Consider the following 20,191-nt stretch of genomic DNA (forward strand, 5'->3'; position numbering starts at 1 on the left):
GTTAAATAATGTCTGCGTCTTGCAGCTTCCGGATGTAATAACGGTGCACATAGAGCTGGTAAAAGAGCAATCCCGCCACGCCGATGACAAAAGCCGTCACAAACGGATTGCCTACACTCATCCGGGATTCCCATTGGCAAAGCAAATAGCCGGCCGTCACTCCAACTCCCCAAAGGAGCTGGAACGTGTGATAACCGGTTCCCCGTTCGCAATGGAGCGGAAGGAGAATCATCATCCGCAGGAACTGGTAGAGGGAAAGCCCCAAACCCAGCCCTGCCAGAACTCCCGCACATCCAAACGCACGGTGACCGAAATCGGGGAAGCCGAGTATGCCCAATGAGGCAAGCATCAGCAGCATTCCTGCACCGTTCAGCAACCGTCCGCCCACTTTCAGCGTGATGAAACGGCTCACCGGCAAAAATACAAAAAATCCCGCACCCATGTAAAGATAAAAGTGAGTATATCCATAGCCTACCGTTCCGAGCAGAAAACCCAGCATGACGGGTACGGTCATCATGTTCAGTCCGGACAGACAGGTGCGGAACAGCAGGAAGCGGTCGAACGAAAGCAGCGGAACATCCAAAGGGGCACGGAAACAGACTCGTACCGCGGAAACCAGCACTACCGACACAAGCGCAAGACATGCCGAAAGCATGAACGCACCGTCGGACGAAATGACAAAGGGGCCTCCTCCTTCTATGCCCAGCACGATTCCGGCCAGCATACCCACGAGTCCCGCCCACGTGAAGCAGGCATTCGCCCCGTCCCGATGACGGCTGGGAGTGACATCGATGACCAGCGTGCTTCCCATCGACATCAAGGCTACTCCGAACATCGCTCCCTGAAGGAGCAGCCAGGCTATCATCCACCTGACATCAGACACATAGCCATAGAACACCGTTATTACGGACAACAGGAGAATGCTGTACACGCACACATGCTTCCGCTTGAAGCGGTCCACCAGATAGGCGTTGAAAGGACCGGAAAGGAATGGGGCGATTCCGAAAACGGATGTTATCAGAGCCGCATGCAGCCCGTCGCATTCCAAAGCCGCCTGAATCCAACCGTGAAGGACTGGAAACAGCATATAGACCGACATGAAAAGGAACACGTTCGCCAGCACCAGCAGACAGAAGTTCCGGTTCCACAAGCCGTGATTAGTCGCCATTGAGTCTACTTTTATAAATGAAGAATGAAGTATCAAGAATGGGAGAAAATTCTTCACTATCCACTCTTAACACTTCACTCAAATCAATACTGTTCTGTTTCGTTGGGAAAATCGCCCGACTTCACATCGGCCACGTAATGTCCGATGGCATCTGTCATCACCGTGTTCAGGTCTGCGTAACGGCGCAGGAACTTCGGGCTGAAGCCTTTGGTCATGCCCAGCATGTCGGCCACCACAAGCACCTGTCCGTCAACGCCTCCTCCGGCACCGATTCCAATCACGGGAATCGAAAGCTCTGAAGCCACACGTGCGGCAAGAGCCGCCGGAACCTTCTCGAGCACAAGGGCGAAGCACCCGATTTCTTCAAGCACATGCGCGTCGCGCACCAGCTTTTCGGCCTCAGCGTCATCCTTGGCACGCACGCCATACGTCCCGTACTTGTTGATGGACTGGGGCATCAGTCCCAAATGTCCCATCACGGGCACTCCGGCTGCAATTATTCTGGAGAACACGTCCCTGTATTCCTCTCCGCCTTCCAGTTTCAGCGCATCGGCACCCGTTTCCTTCATCATCCGCACGGCATTCGCCACACCTTCGTAGGGGTCAGCCTGATAAGAGCCGAAGGGCATGTCCACAACAACCAGCGCACGCTTCACGCCGCGTGCCACCGACCTGCCGTGGTAAATCATCTGATTGACAGTTATGGGAAGCGTAGTGGCATTTCCCGCCATCACGTTCGAAGCGGAATCGCCCACCAGAATCACATCCATACCGGCGCCGTCTACAATCTGCGCTACGGTATAATCATAAGCTGTCAGCATGGAAATCTTTTCTCCCTGCTGCTTCATTTCAATCAATCGGTGAGTGGTGACCTTGCGGGCATCACTCGACAAATATCCTGCCATAAATCACTTAATTAAAAAACGTTCATAATACCTTCCGAACGGGAATCACGGCATATTCAGAAAATAACCCGTCAAGTCAATCAAAATATCCCAACAAGTCAATTAAAATGTCCCGTCATCTTCATCAAGATGTCCCGTCATTTTTACGCCGGGAAGAGATTCCCTCCCCCAAAAGCCAGACAAAAGTAAGGCAAATCTCTGATATAAACAACTTTTAACGGGCAATTAATGCAAAAGGAGGCCCATCATCTCGGGATAGCTGAAAGCGGTGAAATCGGGGATGACCAGCGCGCATTTGCCGGCTATCGCCTCCTTGGGATTGGTGGTGCTCAGACCTACCACCGTCATTCCCGCCGCATTCCCGGCCTCAAGCCCGTGGAAAGAATCCTCGAATACCACGCAGTTTTCCGGAACGGTTCCGAAAACCTCCGCACCGAGAAGGAAACAGTCGGGTGCTGGCTTCGAACGGGCAAACATTTCTGCGGTCAGAATGCGGTCGACCAACTGCTTCAGCTCCGGATGAACGGCATATACGTTAGCCATCTTCTTCTCGTTCGAGCTGGTCACGATGGCAATCTTCACTCCATGGGCATGAAGTTCGCGCATGAAGTCCACCACCCCCGGAATATACTCATAGCTCATCTGTTCCTCAAAACGGTTCAGCCCATCGGTTATCTCGGCCTGCTCTTTTTCCATTCCGGCAAAATAACGGCCGTAAATCTGGTTCAAAGTCTGTCCCTTGATGATTTTTCCGAACTCCTCGTGTTCGGGATGATACTTCTTCCCCACCTCGTTCCAAAAGATGCTGTACTGCGACTCTGTATCCATCACCACCCCGTCAAAATCAAAAAGAGCGGCTGCGCATTTTGTCATGTCCATGTGATTCAAGTTTAATTTAGTTTGATTTAACGGTGCAAATTTCATAAATATCCGCCCATCTTCCTAACTTTGCCACACAATTTTAACGAAAGAATACAAAAAATGGAAACCAATAATCCGCATGTGCTTGGGGAAGCACCTATCGGGAAATTGCTGTGGCAATATTCCATTCCGGCTATCATCGGAATGACCCTGACTTCTTTATACAACATCATCGACAGCATTTTCATCGGGCACGGCGTGGGAGCGCTGGCTATTTCGGCCCTCGCCATCACGTTTCCGCTGATGAATCTGATCATCGCTTTCAGCACGCTAGTGGGAGTGGGCGGAGCAACCCTCTCATCCATCCGGCTGGGACAAAAAGACCGGAGGGGAGCCGAATACATTCTGGGCAACGTAGCGGTGATGTGCGTGGTAAACGCCATCGTCTTCGGAGGAATCTCGCTGATCCTCCTCGACCCGATTCTGCGCTTCTTCGGAGCCACCGAGGCCACGCTCGCCTATGCACGCGACTTCATGCAGGTGATTCTTGCCGGCACGCCGATTTCTTACGTAATGATCGGACTCAACAACATCATGCGCGCCACCGGATACCCGAAGAAGGCCATGCTCTCATCTATGCTGACCGTGGGATGCAACGTCATCTTCGCCCCGATCTTCATCTTCTGGTTCGACTGGGGGATCCGGGGGGCTGCACTGGCCACCATACTTTCCCAATTCATCGGAATGATTTGGGTGCTTGCTCACTTCTTCAGCAAAAAGAGTTATATCCGTTTTGAGAAACGCTGCTTCAAGCTGAGGAAAAACATCATCGAAAATGTGTTTGCCATCGGCATGTCGCCTTTTGTGATGAACGTGTGCGCCTGCTGCATCACGATTTTCATCAACAACAGCCTGCTGAAATATGGGGGCGATCTTTCTATCGGCGCATTCGGCATACTTAACCGTATCGTCATGCTCTTCATCATGATTGTAATGGGAATCACGATGGGAATGCAGCCCATCACCGGATACAACTACGGGGCGCAGCACTTTGCACGTGTGAAACAGACGCTCAGAATAGGAATTACAGCCGCGGTGACCATCACTACCTGCGGCTTTCTGGTCGGAGAGCTTTTCCCGTCCGTATTCGTCGGAATGTTCACGACCAACGATGAACTGACCCGGCAGGCTACCGTAGCCCTCCGCTTCGGAATCGCCTCATTCCCGGTGGTAGGCGCACAGATCGTCATCACCCAGTTCTTCCAGTCGATCGGAAAAGCAAAAATATCCATCTTCCTTTCGCTTACCCGCCAGCTGCTTTTCCTGCTCCCCTGTCTGGCGCTATTCCCACATTGGTATGAACTGAACGGAGTGTGGCTCAGTATGCCCGTATCTGATTTCTTCGCCTTCATAGCAGCCGTACTGATGCTGGCCTATCACTTCCGCACAAGGATGAAAAATGCGGTCTCCACATCCGGAATCAGCTGAACAGCAGCATGATGTTCAGCACCGAAACGACAACCGCAATCGTATAAAGCACAAACGTACTCCAGCGGGAATTGGCATATTCGCCCATCACCCGTCTAGATGAAGTGAGGCCCACCTGAAGAAAGACCGTAAAAGGCAGCTGGACACTCAGTACCATCTGCGAAATGATCAGTCCTTTAAAGGGATTGCCGATAAAGAAGATGACCAGCAGCGCCACTCCCAACGAAATCAGAATGCCAGCGCGCGAATGGATGTCCTTTATATGGTAAGACTCGCCGAACATTCCGGCAAAGATGGAACCGGCAGCCATTCCGCTGGTCACGGTCGACGACAGCCCCGCCATCAGGAGAGCCAAAGCGAAGATTGTGCCGGCCTGGCTCCCCAGCAAAGGGTCGAGCAGCGACTTCGCCTGCTGCAATTCTTCCACCTGCACACCGCCGGCAAAGAAAGTGGATGCGGCAAGCAGAATCATCGCACTGTTGATGGCCCACCCCACTCCCATCGAAAAGAGGGTATCATAAAATTCATATTTCAGCAAGCGGCGGATGGAACTGTCATCCCGCTTGTTATACTCGCGGCTCTGCACCACCTCCGAATGAAGAAAAAGATTGTGAGGCATCACAACAGCCCCCAGCACACTCATGATAATCAGCAGGCTTCCTTCGGGAATGCTCGGAATTACCCACGAACGGGCAGCTGCCGGCCAGTCGATATCAACCAAAAACAATTCGTAAAGAAATGAAAGTCCGATAACTGACACAAAGCCGATGATGGAACGCTCGATCCGCTTGTATGAGTTGGTGAAAAGCAGGATTACCACAAGCACCGTGGTCAGGATGGCTCCCCACATAATCGGGATTCCGGCAAGCATCTGCAGCGCAATGGCTCCGCCCAGTATCTCGGCCAACGAAGTGGAAACGGATGCCAGCACCGCACTTCCCAATATGGGGCGCGACACCCATCTGGGCGTATAGCGCGTGGCAGCCTCACTCAGGCACAAGCCGGTAACGATTCCGAGATGCGCCACATTATGCTGCAACACGATAAGCATGACGGTAGACAACGTGACCACCCAGAGCAGCGAATAGCCGAAATCGGATCCCGCAGCGAAATTTGACGCCCAGTTTCCGGGATCAATAAATCCCACGGTGACCAGCAGTCCGGGACCGATGTATTTGAAGAAATCCAGACCTCCCAGATAACGCTGGTGGTCTTTCCGTTTAAGTTCTTTTATTATATTCCACATAGCATATCTCCTTTTTTTCCATAAAACAGCATGAAGATACGCAAAGTTCACAAAAATAAAAAGAGTGTCCGTTTTTATTCGGATGCGGAAGGAAGGTAACGCTCCCACCCTGCGGCCTGATACCAGGCAATCGCAGTGCGATAGTATTCATCCCATGAATCCTTGATTCCACGGTCGGGGAAGTACATGCCGATGCCGCAGAAACGGTTTTCGTCAACCGTCACGCCTTCAAATTCATACGCGGCTCCCGAGAGGCAGGCTTTTGCCGCAACAGCTTCATTGAGAGCCGACTGAATGTTTTCGGGTATCTGCCCGCTGTTCAGCACACGGAAAAAATCACCGACATCAAAAGAGAAATTCTTATAGCTCTTCACTCCATACTGCTGTATGTCATTTTCGTAATCCAAATCCGAAAGTTCCGACTTGTATGTTTCCAGCCCTGCACCCACGGCATTCGCCAGTCCCGCAGCCTTGGAACAGTCGACCAATGCGCATGTACCCCACGCATTGTTTTCTTTGTTAAACGAAATAAAATCAGTGCAAACCTGAGAAAATCCGGAAGCAGCACCATAAAGATAAGGCAGCACCCGATGGTAAGGAAAACCCAAAACAGATGTTTCCATCACCGATCCGATAAGATAATCAGTCGCTTCACGCAATTCATAAGCCACCTCTGCGGTGCCCATCATGCAGGCATCGAAAAGAAGAAAATCAAGTTTCTGCGAAAAGCTGGAAAGAAGCACATCCGCCAGTTCCGGAAGATTGATGCTGTAGCCATTGTCGTCACCGAATGCTTTCGACTGCACCGTCTTCCCTCCTTTTATCCAGCTTGAAGCATGAGAGCCGAAAATCAGTCCGTAGCTTTCGGAAGGAGCGGCTTCCTGCATGTCCAGAAACACCTGGCGCATCACCTGAGGATCGACAGCCACATACGAATTGTCTGAAGGATACACTTTCTTTCTGGCAATCTCCACCACCTCGTCAAAGCTGACATTTTCGCCCGGCGAAGGCAGTCCGTTCACATTTCCGCTTCCGTCACTCACAAACTCCATCAGCGTCGGACCGTCGAAAGTCGCATCGTTTGAACGGGGACGGTAATAAACCAGCAGCGTACAAGTATCTGTCATGGACGACAAGGCTTCATACATCCATACGACATTGTCCTCCAAATAAGTGTTCAGGTTATTGTTTGCCACCAGATAAGCCAGCACCGTGCGCCCCTTCCGCATCACAGGCTTGCCTTCCGGAATTTCATTCGAGCAAGAGAAAGTCAGCGCTCCTGCCAGCAAGACACACAAGACAGACCAGACCTTCAGCTTCACCATTCCCAATCAGGCTTTTCAAATTTGAATTCAGGATCCACTCCCAGAATCACAAGCGAATTCCCTTTCTTGTAGTTTTCTTTCAGCTTGGCAATTTCTTTTTGCAGGCTTTTCTGCTTTCTGTTGAAGAACATGAAGCAGGTGCGGTTTTTTCCTCCCTGTTTCTGTTCAAGATAGTCTTTCAGCTGAATGCTGTAGGCCGCACGGTTCACCAGCATTCCGTTTCCGTCGACAGAAGCACTGTCCAGATACTGAATATCTGTAAAATAGACAAGCGAATCTGTGAACGACGCCGACACTCCGGCAAGATAAACCCCATATTTTTTCTTATCCTTCGGCTGCTTTCCTACGGCAGACACTGCCAGCAAGGCCATGAAGAAGAAACAAAGAAACTTTGTATAACGCATAGTTCAATTCATTTAAAAACAGGTTACAAAAGTAAGCATTTCATGCATAAATACCGAAACATGGAATGAAAATTAACAAAATAAAAGGAGAGTGCATCAGAACATGAATTTGATGCACCCTCCTCCATTCCTTTTCGGAAACCGAACCTTTCTTATCCCAAATAAGACTTGAGCAGCTTGCTACGAGAATTTTGTCTTAACCTTCTGATAGCTTTTTCCTTAATCTGGCGGACACGCTCACGTGTGAGCCCGAATTTGTCGCCGATTTCTTCCAACGTCATTTCCTGCGTGTTGATACCGAAAAACATCTGGATGATCTCCTTCTCCCTTTCGGTCAGCGTAGAAAGCGCTCTGTCGATTTCCTTCGAAAGTGATTCATTAACCAAGGAACGGTCTGCCATCGGAGAATCGTCGTTTACAAGCACATCCAGCAGACTGTTGTCTTCTCCTTCCACAAAAGGAGCGTCAACCGAAATGTGACGGCCGGACACCTTCAGGGTATCCGAGATCTTGTCTACCGGAATCTCCAGCTCGTCGGCCAACTCTTCAGGCGACGGACGACGCTCATTTTCCTGCTCGAACTTGGAGAAAGCCTTGCTGATCTTGTTCAACGAGCCTACCTGGTTCAAAGGCAGACGCACAATGCGCGACTGCTCTGCCAGAGCCTGCAAGATAGACTGCCGGATCCACCATACCGCATAACTGATAAACTTGAACCCACGGGTTTCATCAAATTTTTCAGCGGCTTTAATCAGCCCAAGGTTACCTTCGTTGATCAAGTCAGGCAAGCTGAGTCCCTGATTCTGATACTGTTTGGCTACTGATACGACGAAACGCAAGTTTGCGCGCGTAAGTTTTTCCAATGCTACACGATCTCCTTTACGGATACGCTGAGCGAGTTCTACCTCCTCCTCTACAGTAATCAAATCTTCACGACCAATTTCCTGCAAGTACTTGTCCAGAGATGCGCTCTCTCGGTTAGTGATACTTTTGGTAATCTTTAATTGTCTCATTCTATATAAAACGATTTGGGTACAAAGATACAATTTTTTCATCAACGGGAAGACTTATTTCAAAAGTTTTTCCAAACTTTTCACAAAAAAGCTGCCGTTTCCCTTCTGCAAACTCCGTGCCTTCCCATATATTGCAGCAGAAGGCGTGCCGTGAGCTGTCACCACATGCACGCCTTCGCCTGTTTTCCCTCAAAGGAGGAAGCTGTTATCCTCTATTTTACCTTCCGATTGTCATTCGCCCTGCGACAGGTCAACGGCATAGTTGGCACGTTTGCCTGACGGATAGACACCCGTCATGAACAATACCTGATCGGGCGACTGAGAAGCCTGCTTCATCACTTCTTCCAAGTCTTCAACCGTACGCAACTGCTGTCCGTTTGCCTTCAATATGATGAATCCTTTACGGATGCCGCTCTCTTTCATGCGTCCGTCGCTCACTCCGGTCACCTGGACACCGTATCCCAAGTTCAACTGACGCTTGAGTTCGTCAGGAACTGCACGGAAGGCAGCGCCCAGAATCTGCATGTCGGCTTTCTTTACAACCTTCGTATTGCCCTGAGCGTTCTTCAGCGTAATCGTAAATTCCTTGTCATTCCGCTCTCTGAACACTTTTACCTTCACTTTATCGCCCGGACGTTTCTCGGCAAGAATACCTTGCAGGCTGGCCATTGTTTCAATCTTCTTGCCGTCGAGGGCAATGATCACATCGTTTTTCTTCAGTATGCCCGCGGCCGAACCTTCTTCCTGCACCTCTACTACCTGAACGCCATAGCCGATACCCAGCTCCTTCTGTTCCTTGCGGATTTCATCCGGATAGCTTTCCTTGCCCATGTCACGTCCGGCAATGCCCAACAGCGCACGCTGAACAGTTCCATACTGCTTCAAATCGGTCACCACCTTGGTCATGATGCTCGTCGGGATCGCAAACCCGTAGCCCGAATAAGCGCCCGTAGGCGAGTACAGCATGGCATTGATTCCTATCAGTTCGCCGCGCGCATTGACCAGCGCGCCTCCACTGTTTCCCTGATTGATAGCCGCATCAGTCTGAATGAAAGACTCCACATCGTTTGCACCCAGTCCGCGCGCTTTCGCACTTACCACACCTGCGGTTACGGTAGATCCCAAATTGAACGGATTACCCACGGCAAGCACCCATTCGCCAACCTTCAGGTTATCAGAGTTCCCGACCGGAATGGCAGGGAAGTCATCACCCTCAATCTTGACCAGAGCCAAGTCGGTTGTTGCGTCCGTACCGATCACACGCCCCTTCATCTCACGGCCGTCATGCAGCTTCACGTTGATTTCATCAGCCCCGTCAATCACGTGATTGTTCGTAACGATGTAACCGTCTTTCGAGATGATTACCCCCGAGCCGAAACCGCGCTGCTCCGGAGTCTGGATCTGACGCTGGCGTCCGCGTCCGTCACCGAAAAAGAAGTCGAAGATGTCCGGCTGGGACTCAACCACCTGCGTCTTGCTTCGCTGAACAGCCATGATGTGCACCACCGAGTTCAAAGAACTTTCGGCGGCCTTTGTCAGATCAACAGGCTGCATGCTCGAAGCATCCAGCGCAGCCGTGCGCAGCGGCATCGCCGCATCGAAAGCCTGGTAAAACGAAGCGTTTGCCGAAGTGTTCTTCTGCATCACAGCGTATGCCGTCACTCCAGCCACTCCTGCGCTGACAGCAATTACGGCCGCAGCACCTATCGCGAATTTAGTTGTTGTTTTCATACTTTTATTCTGTTTAAAATGTTAATTTAGTCAGTCTTTTAACTTTTCATTTGCTAAAGTAGAACAAAATCCATACGGTTGTACTCCTGATTGCCTCTTTTTTCCGTCTTTTAACAGAGGCCGCAAAGCGATTAACCGCAGTTAACTGCCAATTCTGCCAAATTTACATTCGTTATCAGTCATTTTTGCCCCGTCTGACAAATCGGCACAATACCTGAGAAAAGACGGACATCCGGAACATATTCTATAAACCACGATGTCGTTTGCAGAAACCACAGCGTTGTTTGCAGAAACCACGATGCCGTTTGCAGAAACCACGATGTCGTCTGAAGTTCAGAAGCCGATATTCTGAAGCACGCAGCCGCAGCAAATATTTTTCATCCGTCAGGCCCGCGATTCGTTTTATTTGCGTACCTTTGCAGAACCAAAGAAGCAGTCGGCCGGTCTGTCGCTGATGCCTTTACGGCAGAAGAGGAAAGTCCGGGCAACGCAGAGCATCCTACTTCCTAACAGAAAGCTGTCCGCGAGGGCGGAGTAATGCAGAAGAAAACAACCGCCTCCTAACCGGGAGGTAAGGGTGAGAAGGCGGGGTAAGAGCCCACCAGCCGCACAGCGATGTGCGGGCTGTGCATCTTAGGAGTTGTAAGGTCATGTAAACCGGCATCAACGAGGGTTGCTCGCCCCACGTCGGAGGGTAGACCGCTGGAGCCTGCCGGTGACGGCAGGCGTAGATAAATGACAGACGCCCCTGCTTGCAGGGTGACAGAACCCGGCTTACAGGCCGTCTGCTTCTTTTTTTATGAAAAATACCCAAACGTATCGGAAAAATGAAAATCGCCCAAATCTGGAGATTCCTGACGTATGACATCTGGCGCATCACGGAAAGCGAAGTGACAAAAAGCACATACGCACTCTACAACATCATCAAGACCGTATACATCTGTATAACCCGGTTCGCCAACGACCGGCTTATCAACAAGGCTTCGGCCCTTACCTACAGCACCCTGCTTGCCATCGTGCCGATTCTGGCCGTGCTGTTCGCCATCGCGCGCGGATTCGGGTTCGACAATGTCATGGAAGAGCAGATCAAAAGCAACTTCGGAGGAAGCCCGGAAGCGGCGGAAGCCATCCTTTCGTTCACACAATCTTATCTGGCGCAAACCAAAAGCGGCGTATTCCTGGGCTTCGGACTTGTCTTGCTCTTCTGGACGGTGATCAATCTGGTGATGGAAATCGAAATCACCTTCAACCGCATCTGGGAGGTGAAACGCCAGCGCTCGGTTTACCGGCAGATCACCGACTTTTTTTCAATGATACTGCTGGCACCGATCCTCATCGTCGTTTCGGCGGGACTCTCCATCTTCACCACCACGACATTGAAAGAAATGGAAGACTTTGCCCTGCTGGCTCCCATATTCCAGTTTCTCATACGGCTTATACCTTATATATTTACGTGGTTCATGTTTACGGGGCTTTACGTGTTCATGCCCAACACAAAAGTAAGGTTCAAGCATGCGCTGGTTGCCGGAATCATCGCCGGAACCGCCTTTCAGGCGTTTCAGTACCTCTATATCAACAGCCAGCTGTGGGTATCGAAATACAACGCCATATACGGAAGCTTCGCGGCCCTTCCCCTCTTCCTCCTCTGGCTGCACATCTCATGGACCATCTGCCTCTTCGGCGCCGAACTCACTTATGCGGGGCAAAACATCAAAAGCTTCAACTTTGAACAAGACACGCGCAACATCAGCCTGCGCTACCGCGACTTCATCGTGATTCTGATCATGTCGCTCATCACCAAGCGCTTCGAAAAGAACGAGCCGCCATATACAGCCATCCAGCTTTCGGAAGAAAACCAGATTCCTCTGCGGCTGACCCGAAAAATCCTCTACCTCCTGCAAGAAACCGGAATCATCCATGAAGTGGCAAACGACAAGAAAAGCGAAGAAACGGCCTACCAGCCTTCGATAGACATCAACCAGCTGAGCGTGGGAATGGTGCTGAACCGGCTCTATACAAAAGGCTCTGAGAATTTCAAGATAGACAAGGACAAAGTGTTCAGCAGCGAATGGAAAATCCTGACGGAATCAAGAAACGAATATTATTCAAAAACCTGCAAGGTATTGCTGAAAGACCTGTAGGACAAACTCCTGCAGGCCTTTCAGCCCAACCGCACAAACCTGCGGCCCTTATTTTGTCAGCTGCATCATCCGGCTCAGATACTTGCCGATGATGTCAAACTCAATGTTGACCACACTGCCTACTTCCAGCGTGTGGAAATTCGTGTGCTCATAAGTATAGGGAATTATAGCCACCTGAAAAGTATCCTCTGTCGGATTGCACACGGTCAGGCTCACCCCGTTCACGGTTACCGAACCCTTGTCAACAGTAAAATAACCGCGCTTTGCCATTTCCCGGTCAAACTCATACCGGAAAGTGTAATACCAGCTTCCTTCCGCATCCTCCTTGGCAATGCAAGTCGCCGTCTGATCCACATGCCCCTGCACGATGTGTCCGTCCAGACGGCCGTTCATCATCATGCTTCGTTCCACATTCACCTTATCGCCCACCTTCAGCAGTCCGATGTTCGAACGCTCGATGGTTTCTTTCATGGCAGTCACCGTATACGTGCCGTCCTGAATGCAGACCACAGTCAGGCACACCCCGTTGTGAGAAACACTCTGGTCAATCTTCAATTCATCCACAAACGAACATTTCAACGTAAGATGCAGGTTTTCCTGCTCCTTTACAATCTTTACTACTTCAGCGTATTCTTCTACTATTCCCGAGAACATAATATATCATATTTTGATTATTTGAATATAAAACCGGCCACGAGCAGCCGGCAACCTCACTTTTTCGGAATCGGCCTGCTCCACACGGTCTTGCCCTCCGAACTCACAACCGATATTGTTCCGCCCGCATAATCGTCGATATACGTGTTTCCCTTTACCAGCATGTCTTCGGCCATGTGAATGGCCTTTTCCGACGAACGGATAGCAAATCCTTTATTGTCGCTCAAACGACCGTCAGAAAAATAAATGTCATAAGTTTCCATAACTATCTTTTTACCGTATAAAAATTCGGGGACAAATATATAATTACATCCTTTCAACACAAAATAAAATCGGAAAAAAGCGGAAAGAAAAAGACACAAAAAAAGAGAAACCAGTGTAACTGACCTCTCAACAAATTGACCGAGCGGAAAACGAGACTCGAACTCGCGACCCTAACCTTGGCAAGGTTATGCTCTACCAACTGAGCTATTTCCGCATCATGAAAAATACGACTAGCTATGAGCGGAAAACGAGACTCGAACTCGCGACCCCAACCTTGGCAAGGTTGTGCTCTACCAACTGAGCTATTTCCGCAACAAAGTGCCCAGAACAGGACTCGAACCTGCATGCCTCTCGACACACGCACCTGAAACGTGCGCGTCTACCATTCCGCCACCTGGGCATTACGGCCTTTCGGCCTATCAGCGCAACACTTTGTCTGATTGAGCGGAAAACGAGACTCGAACTCGCGACCCCAACCTTGGCAAGGTTGTGCTCTACCAACTGAGCTATTTCCGCAATATTCATTTTTTTCGTGAAGGAAATGAGACTCGAACTCACACGACATAAATTGTCACTACCCCCTCAAAGTAGCGCGTCTACCAATTCCGCCATTCCTCCAATAAGTGCCCAGAACAGGACTCGAACCTGCATGCCTCTCGACACACGCACCTGAAACGTGCGCGTCTACCATTCCGCCACCTGGGCATTACGGCCTTTCGGCCCATCAGCGCAACACTTTGTCTGATTGAGCGGAAAACGAGACTCGAACTCGCGACCCCAACCTTGGCAAGGTTGTGCTCTACCAACTGAGCTATTTCCGCAACTTTTGAGCTATCTGTTTCTCAATTGCGAGTGCAAAGGTAGTGTTTTTTCTGAAACCTCCAAAACTTATGGGCTTTTTTTTACCGTTTTTCCCTAAAATATCATTCAAAAGCACGTTTCAGCACATTCTGTCGCGGTAATCTTCGTAGCGGAACGTGCGATAAATCTCCAGTTCCCCTCCAGTATGAAGCAAAGCGACAGACGGATGATGGATGCCGTTGAACATTGTCGTCTTCACCATCGTATAGTGGATCATATCCTCAAACACAATCCGGTCGCCCGCCTGAAGTTCGTGATCGAATTTCCAGCTTCCCATATAGTCCCCGCTCAGGCAACTGTTTCCTCCAAGACGGTAAACATGATCCTCCGGAGCCGCATTCTTCACCGCCTCGGGAGGCAGCGACTCCGCTCCGCGCACACGGGGCTGATAAGGCATCTCCAGACAATCGGGCATGTGACAAGTAAAACTTACATCAAGAATGGCTGTGCGGATCCCCCTGCTCTCAACCACGTCAACTACCGACGACACCAACGGCCCGGTTTGCCAGGCAAATGCAGAGCCAGGCTCCAGGACAATCATCAGATGGGGATAGCGCGACCTAAGGCCTTGAAGCAAGCGTATCAGATGGTCGACATCATAATCCTTGCGGGTCATCAGATGGCCTCCGCCCAGATTCAGCCACTTCAACTGAGGGAACCAACGGCTGAACTTCTCCTCGATATGAGCCAATGTGCGCTCCAGTTCATACGAGCTCGACTCGCAATGGCAATGGCAATGAAAGCCTTCGATGCCTTCAGGCAAACGTTCGGGAAGCAAATCAGAAGTAACCCCGAAACGAGTTCCGGGAGCACACGGATTGTAAAGTTCTACCTCCACCTCCGAATACTCCGGATTCACGCGAATGCCGCACGAAACCGGCTTTCCTTTCGCCATCGGATAAAAACGCTCGTACTGAGAAAGCGAATTGAAGGTGATATGGCTGCAATACTTCAGGAACAAAGGAAAATTCTGCCCCGTATAAGCCGGTGAATAGGCATGCGCCTTGCTCCCGAACTCTTCAAACGCAAGCCGCGCCTCATATTCCGAGCTGGCTGTCGTGCTATGTATGTACTCGCGGAAAATCGGGAACGACTTCCACATGGCGAATGCCTTAAAAGCCAAAATGATTTCCACTCCGGCCGTATCGGCCACATGCTTTATCAGGCTCAGGTTCTTTCTGAGCAGCTCTTCCTCCATCACATAGCAGGGGGAAGGAATCTGGTTCATATCTTTTATCATCATCTTTCTTTTCTTTATTCCGTTATTCACATACTTTGAAGCGGGCAAACTTCAGCAGCAGCTGCTTGACTCCGGCATTTTCAAAACGTACGGTAGCCTTGCGGTTGTCGCCTGCGCCTTCTACCTTCTCTACCACTCCCCGTCCGAACCGCTCGTGCTCGATGTGCTTTCCCTCCAGTGAATCTCCGGACATTTGCCCGACACTTGAAGATGCCGGCACGGACGAGGAATCGATTTTCCGCAACTTGCGGGGAGCAACAAAACGATGCGGCTCCTGCGGCATCTCCCCTCCGTCAAACATCGAACAACCAGAAAGACTCAATTCTTTATCTTTACCCCAATGCGGTTGACTTATTCCCGAATTATATACTTGTTCTTCAATAACCCCTTTACGAAAACAACTATCTATTTCTTTCAAAAAAGGACTTGGGTGACAACGAATAAGTTCTCCATATCTATAACGACATTTAGCATAAGTTAAATAGCAATGGGTTTCAGCACGAGTTATTGCTACATAAAACAAACGACGTTCTTCTTCCACCTCAGAAGTCACATCTGGAAAAAGTCCATCCTCCATTCCTACAACAAAAACATTAGAAAACTCCAATCCTTTAGCTGAATGAACAGTCATCAACATTACTTTAGGAACATCATTATCATCCCTATCAGCATCTGTCAGCAAAGCTGCTTCCATCAAATAATCTGCTAAGAAAATATTAGAAGACCCATCATTTCTCTTTTTCTCGCAAAACCTCTTTATATCATTCAAAAGATTATCTATTTTCGCCAATTGGCTTAAATTTTCTGGTGTCAACCCTCTGTTCAGATTACCAATTATACCTGAATTACATATTATATCATGTCCTAACTCTTCTGCATCTTTTACCGTCAAATCTCTTTTGAAACTTTCTATCAACTCACGAAATCTATGAAGATTTGTTATATTTGTTTTTGTCAGCTTCATTTCATTCAAATCTCCACATAATATTTTCCATAAACTTACATTCTTTTGTTTTGCTACATTTTTTAATTTCACAAAAGTGGTATCACCTATACCTCGTGTAGGATAATTAACTATCCGCCTAAAAGCTTCATCATCATCAGAATTTACAACCAAACGAAAATAAGCAATAATATTTTTTATTTCTTTAGACTGATAAAACGAAGTTCCACCGAATATTTGGTATGGAACACCTTTCTTACGAAAAGTGTTTTCAAAACATGTACTTTGAGCATTAGTACGATACAATACTGCAAAATCATTATAAGCATATCCCTTATGATGTAATTCTATAATCGTATTAGCAACGATTTCACTCTCGTCTATATCATTGAATGCACGAAGAATGGAAAGAGGTTCACCCTTATCATTTTCAGAAAATACATTCTTTCTAATTTGATTTTCATTCTTATTAATCAAACTATTAGAAGCATTTACAATAGTTTGTGTAGAACGATAATTCTGTTCCAACTTAAACACACGAACATTCCTCTCACGAGCAAACGACAAAATAAAATCTATATTTGCTCCACGGAAGGAATAAATGCTTTGAGCATCATCACCGACTACACATAAATGTCGATGTTTACTTGATAATTTAAGCACAAGCTTATGCTGCACAAGATTAGTATCCTGATATTCATCCACCAAAATGTACCGAAAATAGCTTGCATAATAATCACATATCTCCGGATGAGTTTCAAAGAGTTGATAGGTGTAGACAAGTAAATCATCAAAATCCATCACATTCCTTTGATGACATCGGATACAATATTGAGAATAAATTTCATACACTTTAGGCACGCTATGACTACTATCAATCCGTCTTTGTTCTTTATCCTTGGCGTAATCTTCAGGAGATAGCAAACGATTCTTCGCATTACTAATCAAACTTAACACCCTATTAGACCTATAATCTTTTATATCAAGTTCCATCTCCCTGACGATTTCATCGATCAGACTTTTCGAGTCTGCCGAATCGTAAATGGTAAAACTGGAAGTGAAACCGATCTTTTCCGCCTCCATCCGGAGTATGCGCGAAAAGATGGAATGGAACGTACCCATCCACAGATAACGGGCTCTGTCGATGCCCACCTGACGCGCAATGCGCTCCTTCATTTCCCTTGCCGCCTTGTTTGTAAAAGTCAAGGCAAGAACAGACCACGGCTCATAACCGTGGTCCAACAAATAAGCAATCTTGTAAGTCAGTACGCGCGTCTTTCCCGATCCGGCCCCGGCTATCACCAGCATGGGTCCGTCGTTATAAAGGACAGCCTTGCGCTGACTTTCGTTCAGTTCGTCCAGATAACTGCTCTCTGCCATACTCAATTCTTAAAGCTATGAATCGGGGCGGGAATGCGGCCTCCACGGTTCACAAAAGCCTCGCAACTGAAGCGGTTGACCGGCATCACGGGCGCATATCCCAACAGTCCTCCGAACTCCACTCTCTCTCCCACGTTCTTGCCGACAGCGGGAATGATGCGTACAGCCGTAGTCTTCTGGTTCACCATTCCGATAGCGGCCTCATCTGCAATAATGCCCGAAATGGTCGCAGCCGAAGTATCGCCGGGAACAGCAATCATATCCAGACCGACCGAGCAGACGCAGGTCATCGCCTCAAGCTTCTCAATGCCAAGGGCACCCGCTTCAACCGCGTCAATCATCCCCTGGTCTTCACTCACAGGAATGAACGCTCCGCTCAGCCCTCCTACATACGATGAAGCCATCACGCCCCCCTTCTTCACCTGATCGTTCAGCAAAGCCAACGCCGCCGTAGTTCCCGCAGCTCCCGGATATTCAAGTCCGATCTCTTGAAGAACCTCAGCCACGCTGTCGCCCACAGCCGGTGTAGGAGCCAGCGAAAGATCAATAATTCCGAACGGAACGCCCAAGCGGCGGGAAGCCTCCTGAGCCACCAGCTGCCCCACACGGGTAATCTTGAACGCGGTGCGCTTGATGGTTTCGCACAGCACCTCAAAGCTGGCGCCACGGATTTGCTCGAGCGCATACTTCACAACGCCCGGACCGCTGACGCCTACGTTGATAATCGCATCCGCTTCCGAAACGCCGTGGAACGCGCCGGCCATAAAGGGGTTGTCGTCGGGAGCATTGCACAGGACAACCAGCTTGGCGCACCCCAGCGAGTCACGCTCTTTCGTCATCTCGGCCGTTTCTTTCACGATTTCTCCCATCAGCTTCACGGCGTCCATGTTAATTCCGGTCTTTGTAGAACCTACATTGACCGAACTGCAAATACGCTCCGTACACGCCAAAGCCTTCGGAATCGAACGGATAAGCAGTTCGTCACTGCGAGTCATCCCTTTGGAAACAATGGCCGAATAGCCTCCGATAAAGTTCACGCCCAACTCTTCCGCCACCTTATCCAAGGTCAGCGCAATCTTCACATAGTCATCGGGAGTATTGCATGCCGCTCCTCCCACCAAAGCTATCGGCGTAACAGAAATGCGCTTGTTGACGATAGGTATTCCGTATTCTTTCGAGATTTCCTCGCCCGTCTTCACCAGGTTGCGGGCAAGCCTCGTCATTTTGTCATAGATTTTCCGACAGAGCACATCCAGATCGCTGTCCGCACAGTCCAGCAGACTGATTCCCATCGTAATGGTGCGCACATCCAGATTCTCCTGGTCAATCATTTTATTGGTTTCGATAACCTCCGATATATTGATCATAAAAACTGCATTATATTAAGGTACGACAACAGCTGTCAGATGCGGTGCATCTTGTCGAATATTTCTTCTCTCTGGCACTTGATCTGCACGCCCATCTGCCGCCCCACTTCATCCAGTTCATTGACAGCCTGCTCGAAGGGCTTCTCCATTTTCTCCATATCCACAATCATCATCATGTTGAAGTATCCCTGCACGATGGTCTGCGTGATATCAAGGATATTCACATTGTTGTCTGCCAGCCAGGTGCAAACCTTGGCTATGATACCTACAGTATCTTTTCCAACTACTGTAATAATCGTCCTGTCCATGTTTTTTCTGTAAAATATAATTGACAGGGCAAAGGTAAACAAATCTTGGCAAAAGTCTGATGTGGGAAGAAGATAAATTCTTGCTCCGCACTCCTGCTCCATCGTGCAAACAGCCGTTTACAACATCACGTAAAGAGGACCTCTCACTCGTACGTAAAGATATATTCATCCTCATAAACATAAGACTCGAAACCATCAAAGGCACCACGAGCAGTTACCCGTGACAGGTAGTTTTCAGCCGTGAAACTGTATTCAAACGGTTCCCAATAAGCCCCGTCAGTGGTTTCTTTGATCGGATCGGATGCCTTGGAAGCTGGTTCTTCTACTTCATATCCCCAATTCGCATAATCTTCCTTAACCAAATTCCTGCTGTTCTGTCCCAGCATGCGGAGAGCAAAGAGCATGTTTATAATGTCTACATATTGCCCATCATGATGGATGCCGAACAAGGAACGGGAACTCATCACGTTGAAGTCCAAGTCAGGCGTTTCATTCAAATAAGAAGTATATTCCCAGTCCATAAAGTCCTCGTAGATGATTCCATAGGTATCAGTTCCGGTATTTATCAGGTTTCCGTCTTTCCAGTCCATTATGAGGCGGGCGTAAGTAAACGCCCGAGTGGAAGCCGTTGTCCCCGGATTCAAAACAGCAGTATCCTCGCCATTCTCCAACTCGTATGTATTGTTTTCCACAACTTTCTGCAGGTAGCGGTTGTCATCGTAATCGAAACGCCAGGCTGTTGTAGTGGGATATACGGTTTCTTCGTACATCAGACCCACATCGCCCGCCTCATTCAATTGAAGTATATAAGTGTAAGGAGAACTATGGTCCTTGGTCTGCACGAGGCGTACGGTCTTCGGGTCTTCGTAGGTGAAAGTGTACACATCGTCCG

At 49.0% G+C, this 20,191-nt stretch carries 17 protein-coding genes, 7 tRNA genes and 1 other RNA gene; 3 read left to right on the forward strand and 22 right to left on the reverse strand.

Features of this window, described 5'->3' with window-relative positions; translation table 11 throughout:
• Position 1: 1 nt before the first annotated feature.
• The 3 genes from NW212_RS01760 to NW212_RS01770 all read right to left on the reverse strand — a co-directional run bounded on the left by NW212_RS01760 (position 2) and on the right by NW212_RS01770 (position 2,952).
• Positions 2-1,168, reverse strand: coding sequence for an MFS transporter (locus NW212_RS01760; protein ID WP_258336937.1), 1,167 nt, complete (start codon positions 1,166-1,168; stop codon positions 2-4).
• An 83-nt stretch (positions 1,169-1,251) separates the two neighbouring features.
• Positions 1,252-2,073, reverse strand: a complete 822-nt coding sequence (gene panB, locus NW212_RS01765; protein WP_258336938.1) for a 3-methyl-2-oxobutanoate hydroxymethyltransferase — start codon at positions 2,071-2,073, stop codon at positions 1,252-1,254.
• A gap of 225 nt (positions 2,074-2,298) precedes the next feature.
• A complete protein-coding gene (locus NW212_RS01770) occupies positions 2,299-2,952 on the reverse strand; it encodes an HAD family phosphatase (RefSeq protein ID WP_258336939.1) in 654 nt (217 codons plus the stop codon).
• Positions 2,953-3,054: 102 nt separating this feature from the next.
• On the opposite strand from NW212_RS01770, the gene NW212_RS01775 reads away from it, so the two are divergent.
• The gene (locus tag NW212_RS01775; RefSeq protein WP_258336940.1) at positions 3,055-4,422 is read left to right on the forward strand and encodes an MATE family efflux transporter; all 1,368 of its coding nucleotides are present in this window, start codon (positions 3,055-3,057) and stop codon (positions 4,420-4,422) included.
• Here NW212_RS01775 and NW212_RS01780 read toward each other — a convergent pair.
• From NW212_RS01780 to NW212_RS01800, 5 genes are all read right to left on the reverse strand, one after another.
• Positions 4,415-5,668, reverse strand: a complete 1,254-nt coding sequence (locus NW212_RS01780; RefSeq protein ID WP_258336941.1) for an Nramp family divalent metal transporter — start codon at positions 5,666-5,668, stop codon at positions 4,415-4,417. The genes NW212_RS01775 and NW212_RS01780 overlap by 8 nt on opposite strands.
• 74 nt (positions 5,669-5,742) lie before the next feature.
• Positions 5,743-6,993 carry a clostripain-related cysteine peptidase gene (locus tag NW212_RS01785; protein ID WP_258336942.1) on the reverse strand — a complete coding sequence of 417 codons (1,251 nt, stop codon included), beginning with the start codon at positions 6,991-6,993 and terminating at the stop codon, positions 5,743-5,745.
• A complete protein-coding gene (locus tag NW212_RS01790) occupies positions 6,987-7,397 on the reverse strand; it encodes a hypothetical protein (RefSeq protein WP_258336943.1) in 411 nt (136 codons plus the stop codon). The genes NW212_RS01785 and NW212_RS01790 overlap by 7 nt, the downstream gene beginning before the upstream one ends.
• A gap of 152 nt (positions 7,398-7,549) precedes the next feature.
• Positions 7,550-8,410: an RNA polymerase sigma factor RpoD/SigA gene (locus NW212_RS01795; RefSeq protein WP_258336944.1), complete on the reverse strand. Its 861-nt coding sequence runs from the start codon at positions 8,408-8,410 to the stop codon at positions 7,550-7,552.
• A 231-nt stretch (positions 8,411-8,641) separates the two neighbouring features.
• On the reverse strand, positions 8,642-10,141 hold the full coding sequence (locus NW212_RS01800) for a trypsin-like peptidase domain-containing protein (RefSeq protein ID WP_258336945.1): 1,500 nt from the start codon (positions 10,139-10,141) through the stop codon (positions 8,642-8,644).
• A gap of 432 nt (positions 10,142-10,573) precedes the next feature.
• Here NW212_RS01800 and rnpB point away from each other — a divergent pair.
• Both rnpB and NW212_RS01810 read left to right on the forward strand, forming a co-directional pair.
• Positions 10,574-10,934, forward strand: an RNA gene (gene rnpB / locus NW212_RS01805) — RNase P RNA component class A.
• 34 nt (positions 10,935-10,968) lie between these two features.
• Complete coding sequence (locus tag NW212_RS01810; protein WP_258336946.1) at positions 10,969-12,282, forward strand: YihY/virulence factor BrkB family protein; 1,314 nt, start codon at positions 10,969-10,971, stop codon at positions 12,280-12,282.
• 48 nt (positions 12,283-12,330) lie between these two features.
• Here NW212_RS01810 and NW212_RS01815 read toward each other — a convergent pair whose 3' ends face one another.
• From NW212_RS01815 to NW212_RS01880, 14 genes are all read right to left on the reverse strand, one after another.
• The gene (locus tag NW212_RS01815) at positions 12,331-12,936 is read right to left on the reverse strand and encodes a riboflavin synthase (protein ID WP_258336947.1); all 606 of its coding nucleotides are present in this window, start codon (positions 12,934-12,936) and stop codon (positions 12,331-12,333) included.
• Between the two features lie 56 nt (positions 12,937-12,992).
• Positions 12,993-13,199, reverse strand: coding sequence for a hypothetical protein (locus NW212_RS01820; RefSeq protein WP_258336948.1), 207 nt, complete (start codon positions 13,197-13,199; stop codon positions 12,993-12,995).
• Positions 13,200-13,341: 142 nt separating this feature from the next.
• Positions 13,342-13,414 (reverse strand) — tRNA-Gly (locus NW212_RS01825).
• Between the two features lie 25 nt (positions 13,415-13,439).
• Positions 13,440-13,512, reverse strand: a tRNA-Gly gene (locus NW212_RS01830).
• A gap of 7 nt (positions 13,513-13,519) precedes the next feature.
• Positions 13,520-13,600, reverse strand: a tRNA-Leu gene (locus tag NW212_RS01835).
• 43 nt (positions 13,601-13,643) lie between these two features.
• Positions 13,644-13,716 (reverse strand) — tRNA-Gly (locus NW212_RS01840).
• 17 nt (positions 13,717-13,733) lie between these two features.
• Positions 13,734-13,818, reverse strand: a tRNA-Leu gene (locus NW212_RS01845).
• Positions 13,819-13,824: 6 nt separating this feature from the next.
• A tRNA-Leu gene (locus NW212_RS01850) sits at positions 13,825-13,905 on the reverse strand.
• Between the two features lie 43 nt (positions 13,906-13,948).
• Positions 13,949-14,021, reverse strand: a tRNA-Gly gene (locus NW212_RS01855).
• A 119-nt stretch (positions 14,022-14,140) separates the two neighbouring features.
• Complete coding sequence (gene nspC / locus NW212_RS01860; RefSeq protein ID WP_258336958.1) at positions 14,141-15,298, reverse strand: carboxynorspermidine decarboxylase; 1,158 nt, start codon at positions 15,296-15,298, stop codon at positions 14,141-14,143.
• A 25-nt stretch (positions 15,299-15,323) separates the two neighbouring features.
• Positions 15,324-17,624: an ATP-dependent helicase gene (locus NW212_RS01865; RefSeq protein WP_258336949.1), complete on the reverse strand. Its 2,301-nt coding sequence runs from the start codon at positions 17,622-17,624 to the stop codon at positions 15,324-15,326.
• Between the two features lie 2 nt (positions 17,625-17,626).
• Complete coding sequence (locus NW212_RS01870; protein ID WP_258336950.1) at positions 17,627-18,991, reverse strand: PFL family protein; 1,365 nt, start codon at positions 18,989-18,991, stop codon at positions 17,627-17,629.
• A 35-nt stretch (positions 18,992-19,026) separates the two neighbouring features.
• A complete protein-coding gene (locus NW212_RS01875) occupies positions 19,027-19,299 on the reverse strand; it encodes an ACT domain-containing protein (protein ID WP_258336951.1) in 273 nt (90 codons plus the stop codon).
• A 143-nt stretch (positions 19,300-19,442) separates the two neighbouring features.
• Positions 19,443-20,191 (reverse strand): hypothetical protein (locus NW212_RS01880; RefSeq protein ID WP_258336952.1); only part of this gene is annotated, 749 nt, incomplete at its 5' end.

The organism is Bacteroides sp. ET225, assembly GCF_024733745.1.
In the GTDB taxonomy this organism is placed as follows: Bacteria; Bacteroidota; Bacteroidia; order Bacteroidales; family Bacteroidaceae; genus Phocaeicola; species Phocaeicola excrementipullorum.